The organism is Streptomyces sp. NPDC002403 (assembly GCF_053593015.1).
Genome location: NZ_JBSFBQ010000004.1, coordinates 299,325 through 313,143 on the forward strand (window position 1 = coordinate 299,325; position 13,819 = coordinate 313,143).

The following is a 13,819-nucleotide window of genomic DNA, read 5'->3' on the forward strand; positions in this document are numbered from 1 at the left end:
AGGGGTCACTTACAGGTTGGCGTGCGACACTCCTCGGCGATGGACATATCCGGGACGCACCTCAGAGTCGTTCGCGCGGCGCTTTTCACAGCGCTCGTCGTGACGCTCTCCGTCGCGTCCCATGTGCTGCTCTCCCGGGTCCCGCTGCCGCTGACCGCCGTGGCCCTGCTGGCCGGCGCGGTCTTCGCCGTGGCGTACGCGCTGGCCGGCCGGGAGCGTGGCTTCGGGGCGATCGCCGGACTGCTGGTCCCGCTGGAGCTGGCCGCCGACACCTTCCTCACCACCGGTCAGCACGTCTGTTACGGCGCGGCCGGCGGCCCGATCGCGGGCCCGCTGCGCTCGGTCGGCGTCGATATGCTGTGCGGCGGCGCGATCGGCACCGGGGCGGCCCGGGCGGGTGCCGATGTCACCTCGTTCGCTTCGGTGGCCGACGCCGGACACACCACGGCCGCGCTGCTGGCCTCGCCCGGACCCGCGGTGCCGTGGCTGCTGCTCGCCGCCCATGTGACGGTCGGACTGCTCGCCGCGGCCTGGCTCCGGCGGGGCGAGTCCGCGCTGGCCCGTCTGCTGGAGGCAGCCGCCGCCCTGGCGTTCCGGCCGCTGCTGGTCGCGGTCGCCGTGGTCGGCACGGCCCGCCGTCCGGTACGCCGCCGGGTGCGGCCCGCCGGACCCGGCCCGCACCTGCTCGTACACGCCCGTCTGCTCGTGCACTCCGTGGGACGGAGGGGACCGCCGCGCTCGGCCTGCGCCATCGCCTGAGCACGCACATCCCCGACGACGTACCCCTCACACCATGGAGATACAGACATGAGCAAGCGCAACAGCCAGGCCAACAAGTCGGCCGCCCGCGAGCGGCTGCGCGCCGAGCGCGAGCGCCAGGCCAAGAAGGACAAGGCCCGCCGGCAGATCATCGTCGGCGTCTCGATCGTCGGCGTGCTGGCCGTCGTGGGTGGCGTCATCTGGGGCGTCATGCAGCTGAACAAGCCGTCCCACTGGGAGGCGGCCAAGGACGAGAAGAACGTGACCGCGCCCAAGAACACCTCGGGCAAGGACGGCACCACGGTCGTCATCGGCAAGTCGAGCGCCAAGAAGACCCTGGAGCTGTACGAGGACTCGCGCTGCCCGATCTGCGGAACGTTCGAGCAGACCGTCGGCGAGACGGTCCACAAGGACGTCGACGCCGGCAAGTACAAGATCCAGTACATCGGCGCCACGTTCATCGACAACGCGGCCAACGGCGAGGGCTCGAAGAACGCGCTGAGCGCGCTCGGCGCGGCGCTCGATGTCAGCCCCGAGGCCTTCCTCGACTACAAGTACGCGCTCTACTCCGCGAAGTACCACCCGGAGGAGACCGACGACAAGTTCAAGGACGACTCCTACCTGATCAAGGTCGCCGACTCGGTGGACGCGCTCAAGGGCAACGCCGCCTTCAAGAAGAACGTCGAGGACGGCACGTTCGACGGCTGGGCCATGAAGATGTCGGCGAAGTTCGACGACAGCGGCGTGAAGGGCACCCCGACGCTGAAGATGGACGGCAAGGCGCTCACCGACGGGCAGAGCGAGAACGCTCCGATGACGGTGGAGGCCTTCAACACCGCGATCACGGCCGCGCTGAAGGGCTGACCGGCCGGCGACCTCACGGCGGCGGCTCCCCCACGGGCAGGCGAACTTCCCTCGTTCGCCTGCCCGTTCGCCTTACCCGCCAGTAGGATTTTTGACCGTGACCAGTCGACAGCGCTTCTCACCGTCCTCCTCCCCCAGCCGCCGCACGGTCGTCAAGGCCGCTGCCGCCACCGTCGTCGCGGCCCCCGTGCTGGGTTCCGCCGCGAGCGCGCGCGCCGCGGACGGGCCCGCCTTCCTGCACGGCGTCGCCTCCGGCGATCCCCTTCCCGACGGCGTCCTCCTCTGGACCCGCGTCACCCCGACCCCCGACGCGGTGCCCGGTTCGGGCCGCGGCGCCGATACGGCGGTGCGCTGGGAGGTCGCCGAGGACAAGGACTTCGCCCGGGTGGTGGCACGGGGCACGACCGTCGCGAGGGCCGCTTCCGACCACACCGTCAAGGCCGATGTGCGGGGCCTGGCCCCCGCCACCGCGTACTGGTTCCGCTTCACGGCGGGCGACGGCACACCGGTCGTCTCACCGGCCGGACGCACCCGGACGGCGCCCGCGGCGGGGGCGGCCACGCCCGGTGTGCGGTTCGGGGTGGTGTCGTGCGCCAACTGGGAGGCCGGGTACTTCTCCCCGTACCGCCACCTCGCCGCCCGCGCCGATCTCGACGCGGTGCTGCATCTCGGCGACTACATCTACGAGTACGCCTCGGGCAGTTACCCGGACGCGAAGTACGTCGTACGGCCGCACGAGCCGAAGCACGAGATCCTCACCCTCGCCGACTACCGCACCCGGCACGCCACGTACAAGACGGACGCCGACCTCCAGACCCTGCACGCCACGCACCCGGTGATCGCGATCTGGGACGACCACGAGTTCGCCAACGACGCCTGGTCGGGCGGGGCCGAGAACCACACCCCGGGCACGGAGGGCTCCTGGGCCGACCGGGCCGCGGGCGCCAAGCAGGCGTACTTCGAGTGGATGCCGGTCCGCGCCGCCACCGAGGGCACCGTCTACCGGCGGCTGCGCTTCGGCAACCTCGCCGATCTCCACCTTCTCGACCTGCGCAGCTTCCGCTCCCAGCAGTCGTCGATCGGCAGCGGGGCGGTCGACGACCCGGAACGCACCATCACCGGCCGGGCGCAGCTGGACTGGCTGAAGTCGGGGCTGGCCGGCTCGGACGCCACCTGGCAGCTGGTCGGCACCTCGGTGATGATCTCGCCGATCGCGTTCGGTTCCGTGCCCGCGCATCTGCTGGCGCCGCTGGCCGAGTTGCTGGGGCTGCCCAAGGAGGGCCTCGCCGTCAACGTCGACCAGTGGGACGGCTACACGGACGACCGCAAGGAGCTGATCTCGCACCTGCGGGACCGGTCGATCACCAACACGGTCTTCCTGACCGGCGACATCCACATGGCGTGGGCCAATGACGTGCCGGTGAAGGCGGCGACGTATCCGCTCTCCGCCTCGGCCGCCACCGAGTTCGTGGTGACATCGGTGACCTCGGACAACATCGACGACATCCTGCATGTGGCGCCGCAGACGGTCTCGGTGGTCGCGGCCGCCGCGGTCAAGGCCGCCAACCGCCATGTGAAGTGGGTGGACATGGACTCGCACGGCTACGGCGTCCTCGACGTGACCGCCGAGCGCTCGCAGATGGACTACTACGCGGTCTCCGACCGGACGAAGCGGGACGCGACCTCCGCCTGGACGCGTTCGTACCGGACGCTCAGTGGAACGCAGAAGGTCGAGCGGGTGGACAGCCCGGTGCGCTGAGGGATCTTTTTCGGCCACCCCCGCACATGTTGACGGTGCATGACATCGCTACGGCGGGTGGTGTGTCCCACGGCCCGAATGGGGACACACCACCCGCCGGGGTAACGCCTACGGTTACGTCGCCATCTCAAACTCTGGAATGCGAAGAAAGATTCCTCCCGATTTCAACCCTTTGGCGAATATCTGATTGGGCCTGATCATTCCTCCTCCGGGGATGACATGCCCACGTAATCTCCCGGCGGCGGGTGAGGAAATGCCTCTCCCACACATCCGCGAGGAGTCCCCGTGCGCACTCTTGCCCGTATATCGCCACGTATGCGTAACCGTGCGATCGGCACCGCCGTTCTGGCCGGAACCCTGGCCCTGGCACCGCTCTCCGCCCCCTCCGGCTCCGCCGCTTCCGCCGCCTCCAAGGTCTCCGCCCCGTCCGCCCAGAAGTGCGGGGACGACGCGGGCACCAGCGCCACGGCACGGGAGGCCCGCCCCTCGGGCGCCGCCCACACGGACGACCCCAACGAACTGACCGCGGCCCAGGCCAAGTCCATGGACGCGCAGTTGAAGCAGAGACTCGCGGACCGCCGGCTCAGCGGCCCCTCGCTCGCCGCGGGCGCGACGATCCCGGTCTACTTCCACGTCGTGCACTCCGGGACGACCGGCAAGCTCAGCGCGTCCGCGATCAACAGCCAGATGAACGTCCTGAACGCCGCCTACAGCGGACAGGGCTCGGGCAACACGAACTCCGGCTTCCAGTACACGCTGGCCGGCACGGACTACACGGACAACAGCTCCTGGTACAACGGCGTCTCCCCGGGCTCCGCCGCCGAGACGGCCATGAAGTCCTCGCTGCGCAAGGGCGGCGCCAACGCCCTCAACATCTACACCGCCAACCTCGGCGGCGGGCTGCTGGGCTGGGCCACCTTCCCCAGCTCGTACAAGTCCAACCCCTCGGACGACGGCGTAGTCATCCTCGACGCCTCGCTGCCCGGCGGCTCCGCCACCAACTACAACGAGGGCGACACCGCCACCCACGAGGTCGGCCACTGGATGGGGCTCTACCACACCTTCCAGGGCGGCTGCAACGGAAACGGCGACTACGTCGCCGACACCCCGGCCGAGAAGAGCGCCGCGTACGAGTGCCCGACCGGGCGCGACACCTGCACCAACAAGACAGGGGTCGACCCGATCCACAACTTCATGGACTACACCTACGACTCGTGCATGACCCAGTTCACCGCGGGCCAGGTCCAGCGGATGAGCGACAGCTGGACCGCCTACCGGGGCTGACCCGCCCGAGGGGCCCTGCGCGGTGCGGGGCCCCTCCCCGCGTCACAGCGTGGCGAGGAAACCGAGCGCGACCTTCCAGGCCAGCTCGGCCGACGCCCGGTCGAAGTCGGGCAGTTCGGCGTCCGTGAAGAGATGGCCCGCGCCCGGGTAGCGGTAGACCTCGACATCGGCACCGGTCCGCTGCATCTGCAGATACCAGGAGTTGAGCCAGTCATGCGTCTCGAACGGGTCCGGGTCGGCGACATGCAGCTGTACGGGCAGCTCGTCCACGGAGGCGTTCTCGGCGATCTCCGAGGTGCCGTGGAACATCAGCAGGCCGCGGGCCTTCTCGTCGCCGAGCGCCAGGGTCTGCGCGGTGGCGGCGCCGAACGAGAAGCCCGCGTACACCAGGCCCCGGTCGGAGTAGGGGGCGGCGGCCAGCACGGCCCGCTTGAGCAGCTCGTCCTTGCCGACCTCCTCCTTGAAGGCCAGGCCCTCCTCGACGGTCTCGAACGTGCGCCCCTCGAAGAGGTCGGGCACCTGCACCTCGTGCCCGGCGGCGCGGAGCCGGTCGGCAGCGGCGTGCACCGCGGGGCGCAGACCGTACGTCGAGTGGAAAAGCATGATGTTCATGGGTCCCATGGTGCCAGCTACGGTCAGGGGCATGGAGAACGACGGGATGGAGAACATACTGCGCCCGCTGATCGTCGTCGGCGGCTCGGTCGTGATCACGCTGGTGGTCGGCGCGCTGGTGGATCTGCTGCTCAGACGGGCCGACGGCCGGCACCACGACACCCCGCTGTGGGGGCTGCTGCGGCGCTGCCGGATCCCGCTCCAGCTGACGCTCTGCACGGCGCTGCTGCGGGGCTCGTACACCCACACCCGGCTCGAAGTGACCCAGGACCAGCGGGCGGGGATCGGTCAGGTCCTGACACTGGTGCTGATCGGGGCCTCGGCCTGGCTGGTGGTGCGGATCGCGACGGCCGTCGTCGACTCCCTGTTCGCGCGGTACGCCGCGAACACCGCCGATCCGGCGCGGGTGCGGCGGGTCCGCACCCAGGTGACGCTCATCCAGCGGGTGGTCACCGCGATCGTGGCGACGGTCGCCTTCGGCGCGATGCTCCTGACGTTCCCCGCGATGCGGACCTTCGGCACCTCGATGCTGGCCTCGGCGGGTGTGCTCGGCATCGTCGCGGGGGTGGCCGCCCAGTCGACGCTCGGCAATCTCTTCGCGGGGCTGCAGATCGCGTTCGGCGACATGGTGCGCATCGGTGACACGGTGGTGGTGGACGGCGAGTGGGGCACGATCGAGGAGATCACCCTGACCTTCCTCGCGGTGCGGACCTGGGACGAGCGGCGGATCACGATGCCGGTCTCGTACTTCACCAGCAAGCCGTTCGAGAACTGGTCGCGCGGCAGCGCCCAGATGACCGGCTCGGTCTTCTTCCACCTCGACCACTCGGCCCCGGTCGCCGCGATGCGTGAGCGGCTGCGGGACGTCCTGGGCGAGTGCGCCGCCTGGGACGGCCGCGACTGGTCCCTCGCCGTCACGGACACCACACCGTCGACGATCCTGGTCCGCGCGGTGGTCACGGCGAAGGACCCGAGCGACATCTGGACGGTGCGCTGCGCCGTACGGGAGCAGCTCATCGGCTGGCTGCGGGACCATCACCCGTACGCGCTGCCGAGGGTCGCGACGGCGCCCGCGGCGCTGCCGCCACGCAGCGAGTGGCGGCCGCATCCGCCCGGCCCGGGGCACGAGATGCCGTCGGACCGGAACAGGTCCCCGCGCACGGGACGCGGCTGACCGGGCGGGCGGGCGCGGCCGTCCCCCGCCTCACCGCAGACTGCGGACGTCCAGCTGCCGCAGGACCCGGTCGACGATCTCCGGGTCCGCCCCAGCCTCGTTGCGGGCCGACAGCACCGCGTGGCGGGCGGCCGACATCATCTCGCGCTGGATGCGGCTGACCGCCTTGAAGCGCTCGGCCCGCTGCGCGTACGCCTCGCGGCGCTCGTCGTCGACCATGTCGGGGCTGATCCGCGCCCCTACGTCGTACGCCAGCCGGTGCAGCCGCTCGGTGACCTCGTCCGGGAACTCCTCGACCTCCTGGATCTCCTTGAGGCGCTGCTTCGCGGCCTTCGCGGCGCGGATCGCAAGGTCCTTCTCCAGCGCCTCCTCGGCGTCCGTGTCCGCCTTGACGCGGAGCTTGCGGACCAGCCAGGGCAGGGTGAGCCCCTGGACGACCAGCGTGGCCATGATCACCGCGAAGGCGATGAAGACGATCTCGTCGCGGCCCGGGAACGGCTTCCCGTCGTCCGTCTTCAGCGGGATCGCGAGCGCCAGCGCGACCGAGGCCACCCCGCGCATCCCGGCCCACCACATGACGACGGTCTCCCGCCAGCTGGTGGGGATCTCCTCGCTGACGTCGCGGCGGGTGTGCAGCCGCTTGGCCAGCCAGGTGGCGGGCAGCAGATACAGCAGCCGTACGCCGACGACCACCGCGACCACCACGAGTCCCCAGCCCAGCATCCGGAGTTCGCGCCCGTCCGCCGTGCCGAAGACGTTGTGCAGTTCGAGACCGATCAGCCCGAAGGCGACCCCGGTGACGAGTGTGTCGACGATCTCCCAGAAGGTGCGGCCGGTGAGCCGCCCGAGGACGTCGTCGGCGTCGGCGGTGTGCTCGGCGAGGAAGAGCGCGGTGGTGAGGACGGCGAGGACGCCCGACCCCATCAGCTCCTCCGCGAGCACATAGCTCACGAACGGCACCAGCAGGGTGAGGCCGACCTGGAGCGTGGCGTCGCCGAGCAGGCCCATGAGCTTGATGGTGAGCCAGCCGAGCACCAGACCCACCACCACGGCCACCACCGCGGAGAGGATCAGCAGCCCGAACGCCTCCGGCAGCGAGAAGCTCCCGCTCACCGCTGCGGCGATCGCCACGTGGTACAGCACGATCGCGGTCACGTCGTTGAACAGCCCCTCGCCCTCCAGGATGGAGACGAGCCTGCGCGGCAGCCCGACCGAGCCGGCGACGGCCGTCGCCGCGACCGGGTCGGGCGGGGCGACGAGCGCGCCGAGCGCCACGGCCGCGGCGATGGGCAGCCCCGGGACGATCGCGTTGGCGACCGCGGCGACGGCGGCCGTCGTGACGAAGACCAGCGCGACGGCCAGCAGAAAGATCGGTCGTTTATTGGCGGCGAACTGCCGCCAGGACGTTCGCTGCACCGAGGCGTAGAGCAGCGGCGGCAGCAGCGCCGGAAGGATGATCTCGGGCGGGATCTCCACGTTCGGCACGAAGCTGAGGAACGCCATGCCGACCCCGGCGAGGGTCATCAGCACCGGCGCGGGCAGCCCGAGACGCTCCCCCAGCGGCACCGTGACCACAGCCCCGAGCAACAGCAGGAGGAGCAGTGCCATTTGGTCCACGAGGTGCCTTCCGGAGCGCGGGTCGCCGACCTCCGTGATCGGCGGATCTGGGGTCAAAGCCTGCCACGCAAGGCCCGCAATCCAGACAACACCCCCTCATTCCAGCCTCGCCGAACAGCATTCCTCCGATGTATATGCGGTCGACCCCCTTCCGCTGCCCTCTCGGGGCGGGCAGTATGCGGCGTGCGTGATTCAGGGACAGGAACTCTCACCACATACATGACTGGCAGGAGAGACCACGTGACCCCGTTCTCCCGAAGGCATTTCGTCTCCACGGCCGCCGCCGGAACATCCGCGCTCTGGATGGCCGGCTCCCCCACCTCATGGGCATCGGCCGGCCCCGCACCGGCGGAGCACCCGGGCAGCGACATCCACGAGAGGACCGTCCGCGACGCCGCCATGATCTGGCGCACGCTCCCCGCCGACTGGCAGCAGGCCCCGTTCCTCGCCAATGGCTACCTCGGCGCCCAGCTGTACGCCGGAACGACCGCGAACACACTGAAGCTGATGATCAGTCACAGCCAGGTGCAGGACCAGCGCGGCCAGTGGCGCGGCGGCATCGGCTACTCCCGCCTCCCCATCGGGTACTTCACCCTGACCCTCGCCGGGGAGATCACCGCCGTCGACTGGACCCTGGACCTGTACGACGCCGAGCTGCGCGGCACCGTCACCACCACCCGGGGCTCGCTGGCCTTCTGCGCCCTCGTCCAGAACGACACCGGCGCCCTGCTGGTCTCCACCCGCCCCACCACCGGCGAGGAGTCCGCGGCCTGGTCCTTCCACTGGCTGCGGGCCGCCACCACCCGTACCAGCGGCAGACCCGAGGACTACACACCGAACCCGGACCCCCGGACCGGTGACGGCTTCGTCGAGCAGCCGCTGCTCGCGGGCGGCGGCTGGACCACCGCCTGGCGCGAACGGCGCGAGGGCACCGGCCGGCTGCTCGCCGCGCACCTCGTCCACCGCTTCCCCGGCCGGGTGTCCGAGGCGACGGCCGACGCGCTGCGGGCCGTGGACCGCACCCTGGCCACCGGCCCGGAGCGGCTGGTGGACCGCCACCGCCGCTGGTGGCACGCGTACTACCGGCGCAGCTTCCTCTCCGTTCCGGACAAGCGGCTGCAGAGCTTCTACCTCATCCAGCTCTACAAGCTCGCCGCGGCGACCAGGGCCGACGGCCCGACGATCTCCGAATGGGGCCCGTGGTTCCCCGAGGTCGGCAACAACTGGACCGCGGTCTGGTGGAACCTCAACGTCCAGATCGGCATGGCCCCTGTCCACGGCTCCAACCACCCCGAACTCGACTCGGTGACGGGTGCCTTTAGCCGCTTCGAGCACAACCTCCCCGCCTCGGTCCCGGCCGACTACCGCGACGGCGAGAGCTACGCGCTGGGCCACCCCTCCGACTGGCAGCTGCGCGCGGGCGACACCTACGACGTCGGCGCCCCCGGCTCGTCCCACGTCTCCGACAACTTCGGCAACCTCACCTGGGCGCTGCACAACGTCTGGCAGTCCTACCTGCACTCGATGGACCTGTCCGTGCTGCGCGACGTGGTCCACCCGATCCTCGCGAAGGCCGTCAACTTCTACGCGCACTTCCTGCACGAGGGCCCGGACGGCCGGCTGCACCTGCCAGAGACACGCTCCCCCGAGTACGCCGACGCCGTGGACTGCACCTATGACCTCTCGCTGATCCGCTGGGGCGTGCGCACCCTGATCGCGTCGGCGAAACTGCTGCGGAACAACGATCCGCGGCTGGGACGCTGGCAGGACATCGAACGGCGCCTGACCCCGTACGCCGAGGACCCGGCGGCCGGCGTCATGATCGGCAAGGACGTCCCGCTCGCCGACTCGCACCGGCACCACTCGCACCTGCTCTGGCTGTACCCGCTGCGCGAACGGAGCTGGGACCGGCCCGCGGACCGCGGGGTGATGCGGCGCTCGATGGACCACTGGGTCTCCATGCGGCAGCTGTGGCACGGCTACAGCTACGCCACCGCCTCGTCCATGTACGCGGTGATGGACGAGCCGGAGAAGGCCCTCGACCACCTGACCTTCTTCACCGACCTCAACGTGGTCGCGGACTGCCGGATGACGGTCAACACGATGTACCGGGAGGGCAAGAACCTCGCCCTGGAGAGCCCGCTGTCCGCCGCCCAGTCGATGCTCGACATGGTGGTGCAGGGCCACGAGGGGGTGGTGAAGGTCTTCCCGTCCGTCTCGGAGCGCTGGGCCGACGCGTCGGTCGCGTCACTGCGCACCCAGGGCGCCTTCCTGGTGGACGCGGACCGCTCGGACGGCGCGACGCGCTGGGTACGGGTGCACAGCGAGGCGGGCGCGCCGCTGACCCTGGACCACTCGATCAAGGGCCGGATCGAGGTACGGGACGCGCACGGGCGTCCGCTGCACTGGCGGGAGACGGGACCGGGCCGGATCGCTCTCGCCCTGCCGCGCGGCGGTACGGCGGTGGTCACTCCGCGGGGTTCGCGCCGCCCGCGGACGGACCCGCGCGATGTGCCGTCGAACGGCGCGTGGACCCGGTGGGGCCTGCCGGAGTAGGTCCCTGCCGGTCTCAGTCCCGCAGGGTGCGGCGCATCGCCCGGTGGGGCATGCCCGCGTCCGGGAACTCGGGGCCGTACGCCACATAGCCCAGGCGCTCGTAGAAGCCCAGCGCATGGGTCTGGGCGTGCAGGTCGACGGCGGCCAGGCCCAGCTCACGGGCCGCGTCCTCGATGGCCCGGACCAGCGCCGCGCCGACGCCGAGGCCGCGTGCCTCCCTGGTCACCGCGAGCCTGCCGAGCGAGCCGACGGCCGGGTCGCCGCCGGTCCTGGCCGCGGCGGCCGGGCCGTGCAGCAGCCGCCCGGTGCCGAGCGGCGAGCCGTCCGCCGCGACGGCGACGACATGCAGGGCGACCGCGTCGTACTCGTCGTACTCGATCTCCTCGGGCACGTCCTGCTCACCGACGAAGACGTCCTTGCGGACCAGGAAGCAGGCCGCGAGGTCCTGCTCGCCGACGGCGGTACGCGTGGTGTACGAGGCGGGTGTGCCGGTCATTCGCTCTCCGCCGCGATCCGGTCCAGGGCCTGCTGGAGGTCGTCCGGGTAGCTGCTGGTGAACTCCACCCAGCTGCCGTCGGACGGGTGCTCGAAACCGAGCCGGACGGCGTGCAGCCACTGCCGGGTCAGGCCGAGGCGCTTGGCCATCGTCGGGTCGGCGCCGTAGGTGAGGTCACCGACGCAGGGGTGGCGGTGGGCGGACATGTGCACCCGGATCTGGTGCGTACGGCCGGTCTCCAGCTTGATGTCCAGGAGGCTGGCGGAGCGGTAGGCCTCGATGAGGTCGTAGTGCGTCACGGAGGGCTTGCCCTCGGCCGTGACGGCCCACTTGTAGTCGTGGTTGGGGTGGCGTCCGATGGGGGCGTCGATGGTGCCGCTCATCGGGTCCGGGTGGCCCTGCACCAGCGCGTTGTACTTCTTCTCGACGACCCGGTCGCGGAACTGCGCCTTCAGCAGCGTGTAGGCGCGCTCGGACTTGGCGACGACCATCAGGCCGGAGGTACCGACGTCGAGGCGGTGGACGATGCCCTGGCGCTCGGCGGCACCGGACGTCGAGATCCGGTACCCGGCGGCGGCGAGCCCCCCGATGACGGTCGTGCCGGTCCAGCCGGGGCTCGGGTGGGCGGCGACCCCGACCGGCTTCACGATCACGACGATGTCGTCGTCGTCGTGCACGATCTCCATGCCCTCGACGGGCTCGGCGACGATCTGCACCGGAGCGGGGGCCTGCGGCATCTCCACTTCCAGCCAGGCGCCGCCCCGGACCCGCTCGGACTTCCCGACCACCGAGCCGTCCACCTGCACCTTCCCGGCGGCCGCGAGCTCGGCGGCCTTGGTGCGGGAGAAACCGAACATCCGGGAGATGGCGGCGTCGACACGCTCGCCCTCCAGGCCATCGGGTACGGGCAGGGTGCGGACCTCGGGATACGTACTCACCGTTCGAGTATGCCTTGCGGCCACTAGTCCTTGTGCACGGTGCCGTCGGGGTCCAGGCCCTTGAAGGAGAGGATCACGATCAGGATGCCGCCGCAGACGATCGCGGAATCGGCGAGGTTGAAAACGGCGAAGTGCGCGGGGGCGATGAAGTCCACCACCGCGCCCTGGAAGGTGCCGGGGGCGCGGAAGATGCGGTCGGTGAGGTTGCCGAGCGCACCGCCGAGCAGCAGACCGAGCGCGATGGCCCACGGCAGGCTGTAGAGCTTGCGCGCGAGCCTGGCGATCACGACGATGACGGTCGTCGCGATGCACGTGAAGATGATGGTGAAGGCCTCACCGATACCGAACGCGGCACCGGCGTTGCGGATCGCGCTGAGCTGCAGCCAGTCACCGATGAGCTCGATCGGCTCGTGGTGCTCCAGCTTCGCGACCACGATCATCTTGCTGATCAGGTCGAGGAGATAGGCGAACACGGCCACGACGAAGAGCACCGCGACCTTCCGCCCGCCCCGGCCCGGAGCCCTCTCGCCGCTCCGGTCATCGGCCCGGTCCGCGGCCTCGTCCCCTTCGGTCCCCCCCGTATCGGGGATGTCCGGCGTATCGATGGTGCGCTCCGCCTCTGCCACGTGAATCCCTCAACCTAGGTTCCTGACTGAGGACGAGGGTACGGCACACCCTGCGGGATCAACCGCGTCGTTCCTGCTTCTGTTTGTCCTCGACACAGAGCGTGGCGCGGGGGAACGCCTGCATCCGCGCCTTTCCGATCGGATTGCCGCAGATCTCGCAGAGTCCGTACGTCCCGGCGTCGAGCCGGGCCAGGGCCCGCTCGGTCTGGTCCAGCATCTCCCTGGCGTTGGCGGCGAGCGACATCTCGTGCTCGCGGGTGATGTTCTTGGTGCCGGTGTCCGCCTCGTCGTCACCCGCGCCGTCGCCGGAGTCACGCATCAGCCCGGCGAGCGCGGTGCTCGCGGCCTCCAGCTCACTGCGCAACCGCAAGGCCTCGCTGCTCAGCTCCGTCCGCGCCTCGGCCACCTCCTCCGGGGTCCAGGGGTCCTCGCCGGGCCGGACCGCCAGCTCGCCGGGGACTGTCGTGGCGAGACCGCCTGCCGGGGGCACGGGCGCCGCGCCCGTGCCTGCCGTGCGGGTCCGGGCCGCGCTCTTCTTGGCTACCACCGTGTGGGCTCCCGTCTTCTCGGCGGCCTCGGCCGCCCCCTGGGCCGCGGACGCGACCTTCTTCGAAGCTTTCCTGGCCGCGGTCTTCTTCGCAGCCGCCTTCCTGGCCGGCGTCCCGTGCCCGGCGGACGCCGTCTTCCCGGCCGCGGTCTTCTTCGCCGCAGGCTTCTTCGCGGCTGTCTTCTTCACGGCGGCCTTCGCCGCACCGGCCTCCGGGACGGTCTCCGTGCCCGCGTCGCCGTCCGGCGCGCCCGTGGAACCGGGCGACGCCGTCTTCTCTGCGGCGGTCTTCTTCGCCACCATGGCCGCGGCCCCTTCACATATTGTGATCTTGCACGCGAATCGTGCTGGGACGATAAATCGACCCCAGCCCCGCGGCAACGGGGCACGCCGCCGAATCGGTCCTCCCCGCGTCCGGACAACGGCCTGCCTGCCTGCGTTGTGCCCAGCCCACCGCCGGGTAATCCGTCTCCCGGTGCGCCGCCCCGACTCCGTACCCCGCCCTCTGCCCATTCGGGTCACGCCCCGCCCCTCGGGTTAAACCGGTCGGCCGTCCCCCGTACGGGCCCGTACACTGGCCCCAGCGA

12 protein-coding genes are annotated in these 13,819 nt (G+C 70.8%); 6 read left to right on the top strand and 6 right to left on the bottom strand.

The genetic code is table 11. From position 1 onward, the window contains the following. Positions 1-39 precede the first annotated feature (39 nt). The 4 genes from ACWCPY_RS07815 (at position 40) to ACWCPY_RS07830 (ending at position 4,666) form a co-directional block, all read left to right on the top strand. A complete protein-coding gene (locus ACWCPY_RS07815; RefSeq protein WP_451263448.1) occupies positions 40-759 on the top strand; it encodes a hypothetical protein in 720 nt (239 codons plus the stop codon). Positions 760-807: 48 nt separating this feature from the next. Next, on the top strand, positions 808-1,623 hold the full coding sequence (locus ACWCPY_RS07820) for a thioredoxin domain-containing protein (protein ID WP_451263449.1): 816 nt from the start codon (positions 808-810) through the stop codon (positions 1,621-1,623). 97 nt (positions 1,624-1,720) lie between these two features. Then, positions 1,721-3,382, top strand: a complete 1,662-nt coding sequence (locus ACWCPY_RS07825; protein WP_451263450.1) for an alkaline phosphatase D family protein — start codon at positions 1,721-1,723, stop codon at positions 3,380-3,382. A gap of 315 nt (positions 3,383-3,697) precedes the next feature. Next, positions 3,698-4,666 (top strand): zinc metalloprotease, encoded by a 969-nt coding sequence (locus ACWCPY_RS07830; protein WP_451263452.1) that lies wholly within the window; start codon positions 3,698-3,700, stop codon positions 4,664-4,666. Between the two features lie 42 nt (positions 4,667-4,708). Here the strand turns inward: ACWCPY_RS07830 and ACWCPY_RS07835 are convergent, their stop codons facing one another. Beyond that, positions 4,709-5,287 carry a dienelactone hydrolase family protein gene (locus ACWCPY_RS07835; RefSeq protein WP_451263453.1) on the bottom strand — a complete coding sequence of 193 codons (579 nt, stop codon included), beginning with the start codon at positions 5,285-5,287 and terminating at the stop codon, positions 4,709-4,711. Between the two features lie 37 nt (positions 5,288-5,324). Here ACWCPY_RS07835 and ACWCPY_RS07840 point away from each other — a divergent pair, with 37 nt between their 5' ends. Continuing rightward, positions 5,325-6,452 (top strand): mechanosensitive ion channel family protein, encoded by a 1,128-nt coding sequence (locus ACWCPY_RS07840; protein WP_451263493.1) that lies wholly within the window; start codon positions 5,325-5,327, stop codon positions 6,450-6,452. Between the two features lie 30 nt (positions 6,453-6,482). Here ACWCPY_RS07840 and ACWCPY_RS07845 read toward each other — a convergent pair whose 3' ends face one another. Then, positions 6,483-8,069, bottom strand: a complete 1,587-nt coding sequence (locus ACWCPY_RS07845; RefSeq protein WP_451263454.1) for a Na+/H+ antiporter — start codon at positions 8,067-8,069, stop codon at positions 6,483-6,485. 240 nt (positions 8,070-8,309) lie between these two features. On the opposite strand from ACWCPY_RS07845, the gene ACWCPY_RS07850 reads away from it, so the two are divergent. Beyond that, positions 8,310-10,625: a glycosyl hydrolase family 95 catalytic domain-containing protein gene (locus ACWCPY_RS07850; RefSeq protein WP_451263455.1), complete on the top strand. Its 2,316-nt coding sequence runs from the start codon at positions 8,310-8,312 to the stop codon at positions 10,623-10,625. A 13-nt stretch (positions 10,626-10,638) separates the two neighbouring features. On the opposite strand, the gene ACWCPY_RS07855 is transcribed toward ACWCPY_RS07850, so the two are convergent. The 4 genes from ACWCPY_RS07855 to ACWCPY_RS07870 are packed head-to-tail and all read right to left on the bottom strand — an operon-like array spanning position 10,639 to position 13,535. Beyond that, positions 10,639-11,121, bottom strand: a complete 483-nt coding sequence (locus ACWCPY_RS07855; protein WP_451263456.1) for a GNAT family N-acetyltransferase — start codon at positions 11,119-11,121, stop codon at positions 10,639-10,641. Beyond that, the gene (locus ACWCPY_RS07860; RefSeq protein ID WP_451263457.1) at positions 11,118-12,059 is read right to left on the bottom strand and encodes an RluA family pseudouridine synthase; all 942 of its coding nucleotides are present in this window, start codon (positions 12,057-12,059) and stop codon (positions 11,118-11,120) included. Before ACWCPY_RS07860 ends, ACWCPY_RS07855 begins: the two co-directional genes overlap by 4 nt. A gap of 23 nt (positions 12,060-12,082) precedes the next feature. Continuing rightward, a complete protein-coding gene (gene lspA / locus ACWCPY_RS07865; RefSeq protein ID WP_451263458.1) occupies positions 12,083-12,685 on the bottom strand; it encodes a signal peptidase II in 603 nt (200 codons plus the stop codon). A gap of 58 nt (positions 12,686-12,743) precedes the next feature. Then, positions 12,744-13,535 carry a TraR/DksA family transcriptional regulator gene (locus ACWCPY_RS07870; RefSeq protein ID WP_451263459.1) on the bottom strand — a complete coding sequence of 264 codons (792 nt, stop codon included), beginning with the start codon at positions 13,533-13,535 and terminating at the stop codon, positions 12,744-12,746. Between the last annotated feature and the right edge of the window lie 284 nt (positions 13,536-13,819).

Bases quoted from the DNA above. Each gene is read 5' to 3' on its own strand.
- ACWCPY_RS07815 (WP_451263448.1), top strand. From the start codon at position 40: ATGGACATATCCGGGACGCACCTCAGAGTCGTTCGCGCGGCGCTTTTC.
- ACWCPY_RS07820 (WP_451263449.1), top strand. From the start codon at position 808: ATGAGCAAGCGCAACAGCCAGGCCAACAAGTCGGCCGCCCGCGAGCGG.
- ACWCPY_RS07830 (WP_451263452.1), top strand. From the start codon at position 3,698: ATGCGTAACCGTGCGATCGGCACCGCCGTTCTGGCCGGAACCCTGGCC.
- ACWCPY_RS07835 (WP_451263453.1), bottom strand. From the start codon at position 5,287: ATGGGACCCATGAACATCATGCTTTTCCACTCGACGTACGGTCTGCGC.
- ACWCPY_RS07840 (WP_451263493.1), top strand. From the start codon at position 5,325: ATGGAGAACATACTGCGCCCGCTGATCGTCGTCGGCGGCTCGGTCGTG.
- ACWCPY_RS07855 (WP_451263456.1), bottom strand. From the start codon at position 11,121: ATGACCGGCACACCCGCCTCGTACACCACGCGTACCGCCGTCGGCGAG.
- ACWCPY_RS07870 (WP_451263459.1), bottom strand. From the start codon at position 13,535: ATGGTGGCGAAGAAGACCGCCGCAGAGAAGACGGCGTCGCCCGGTTCC.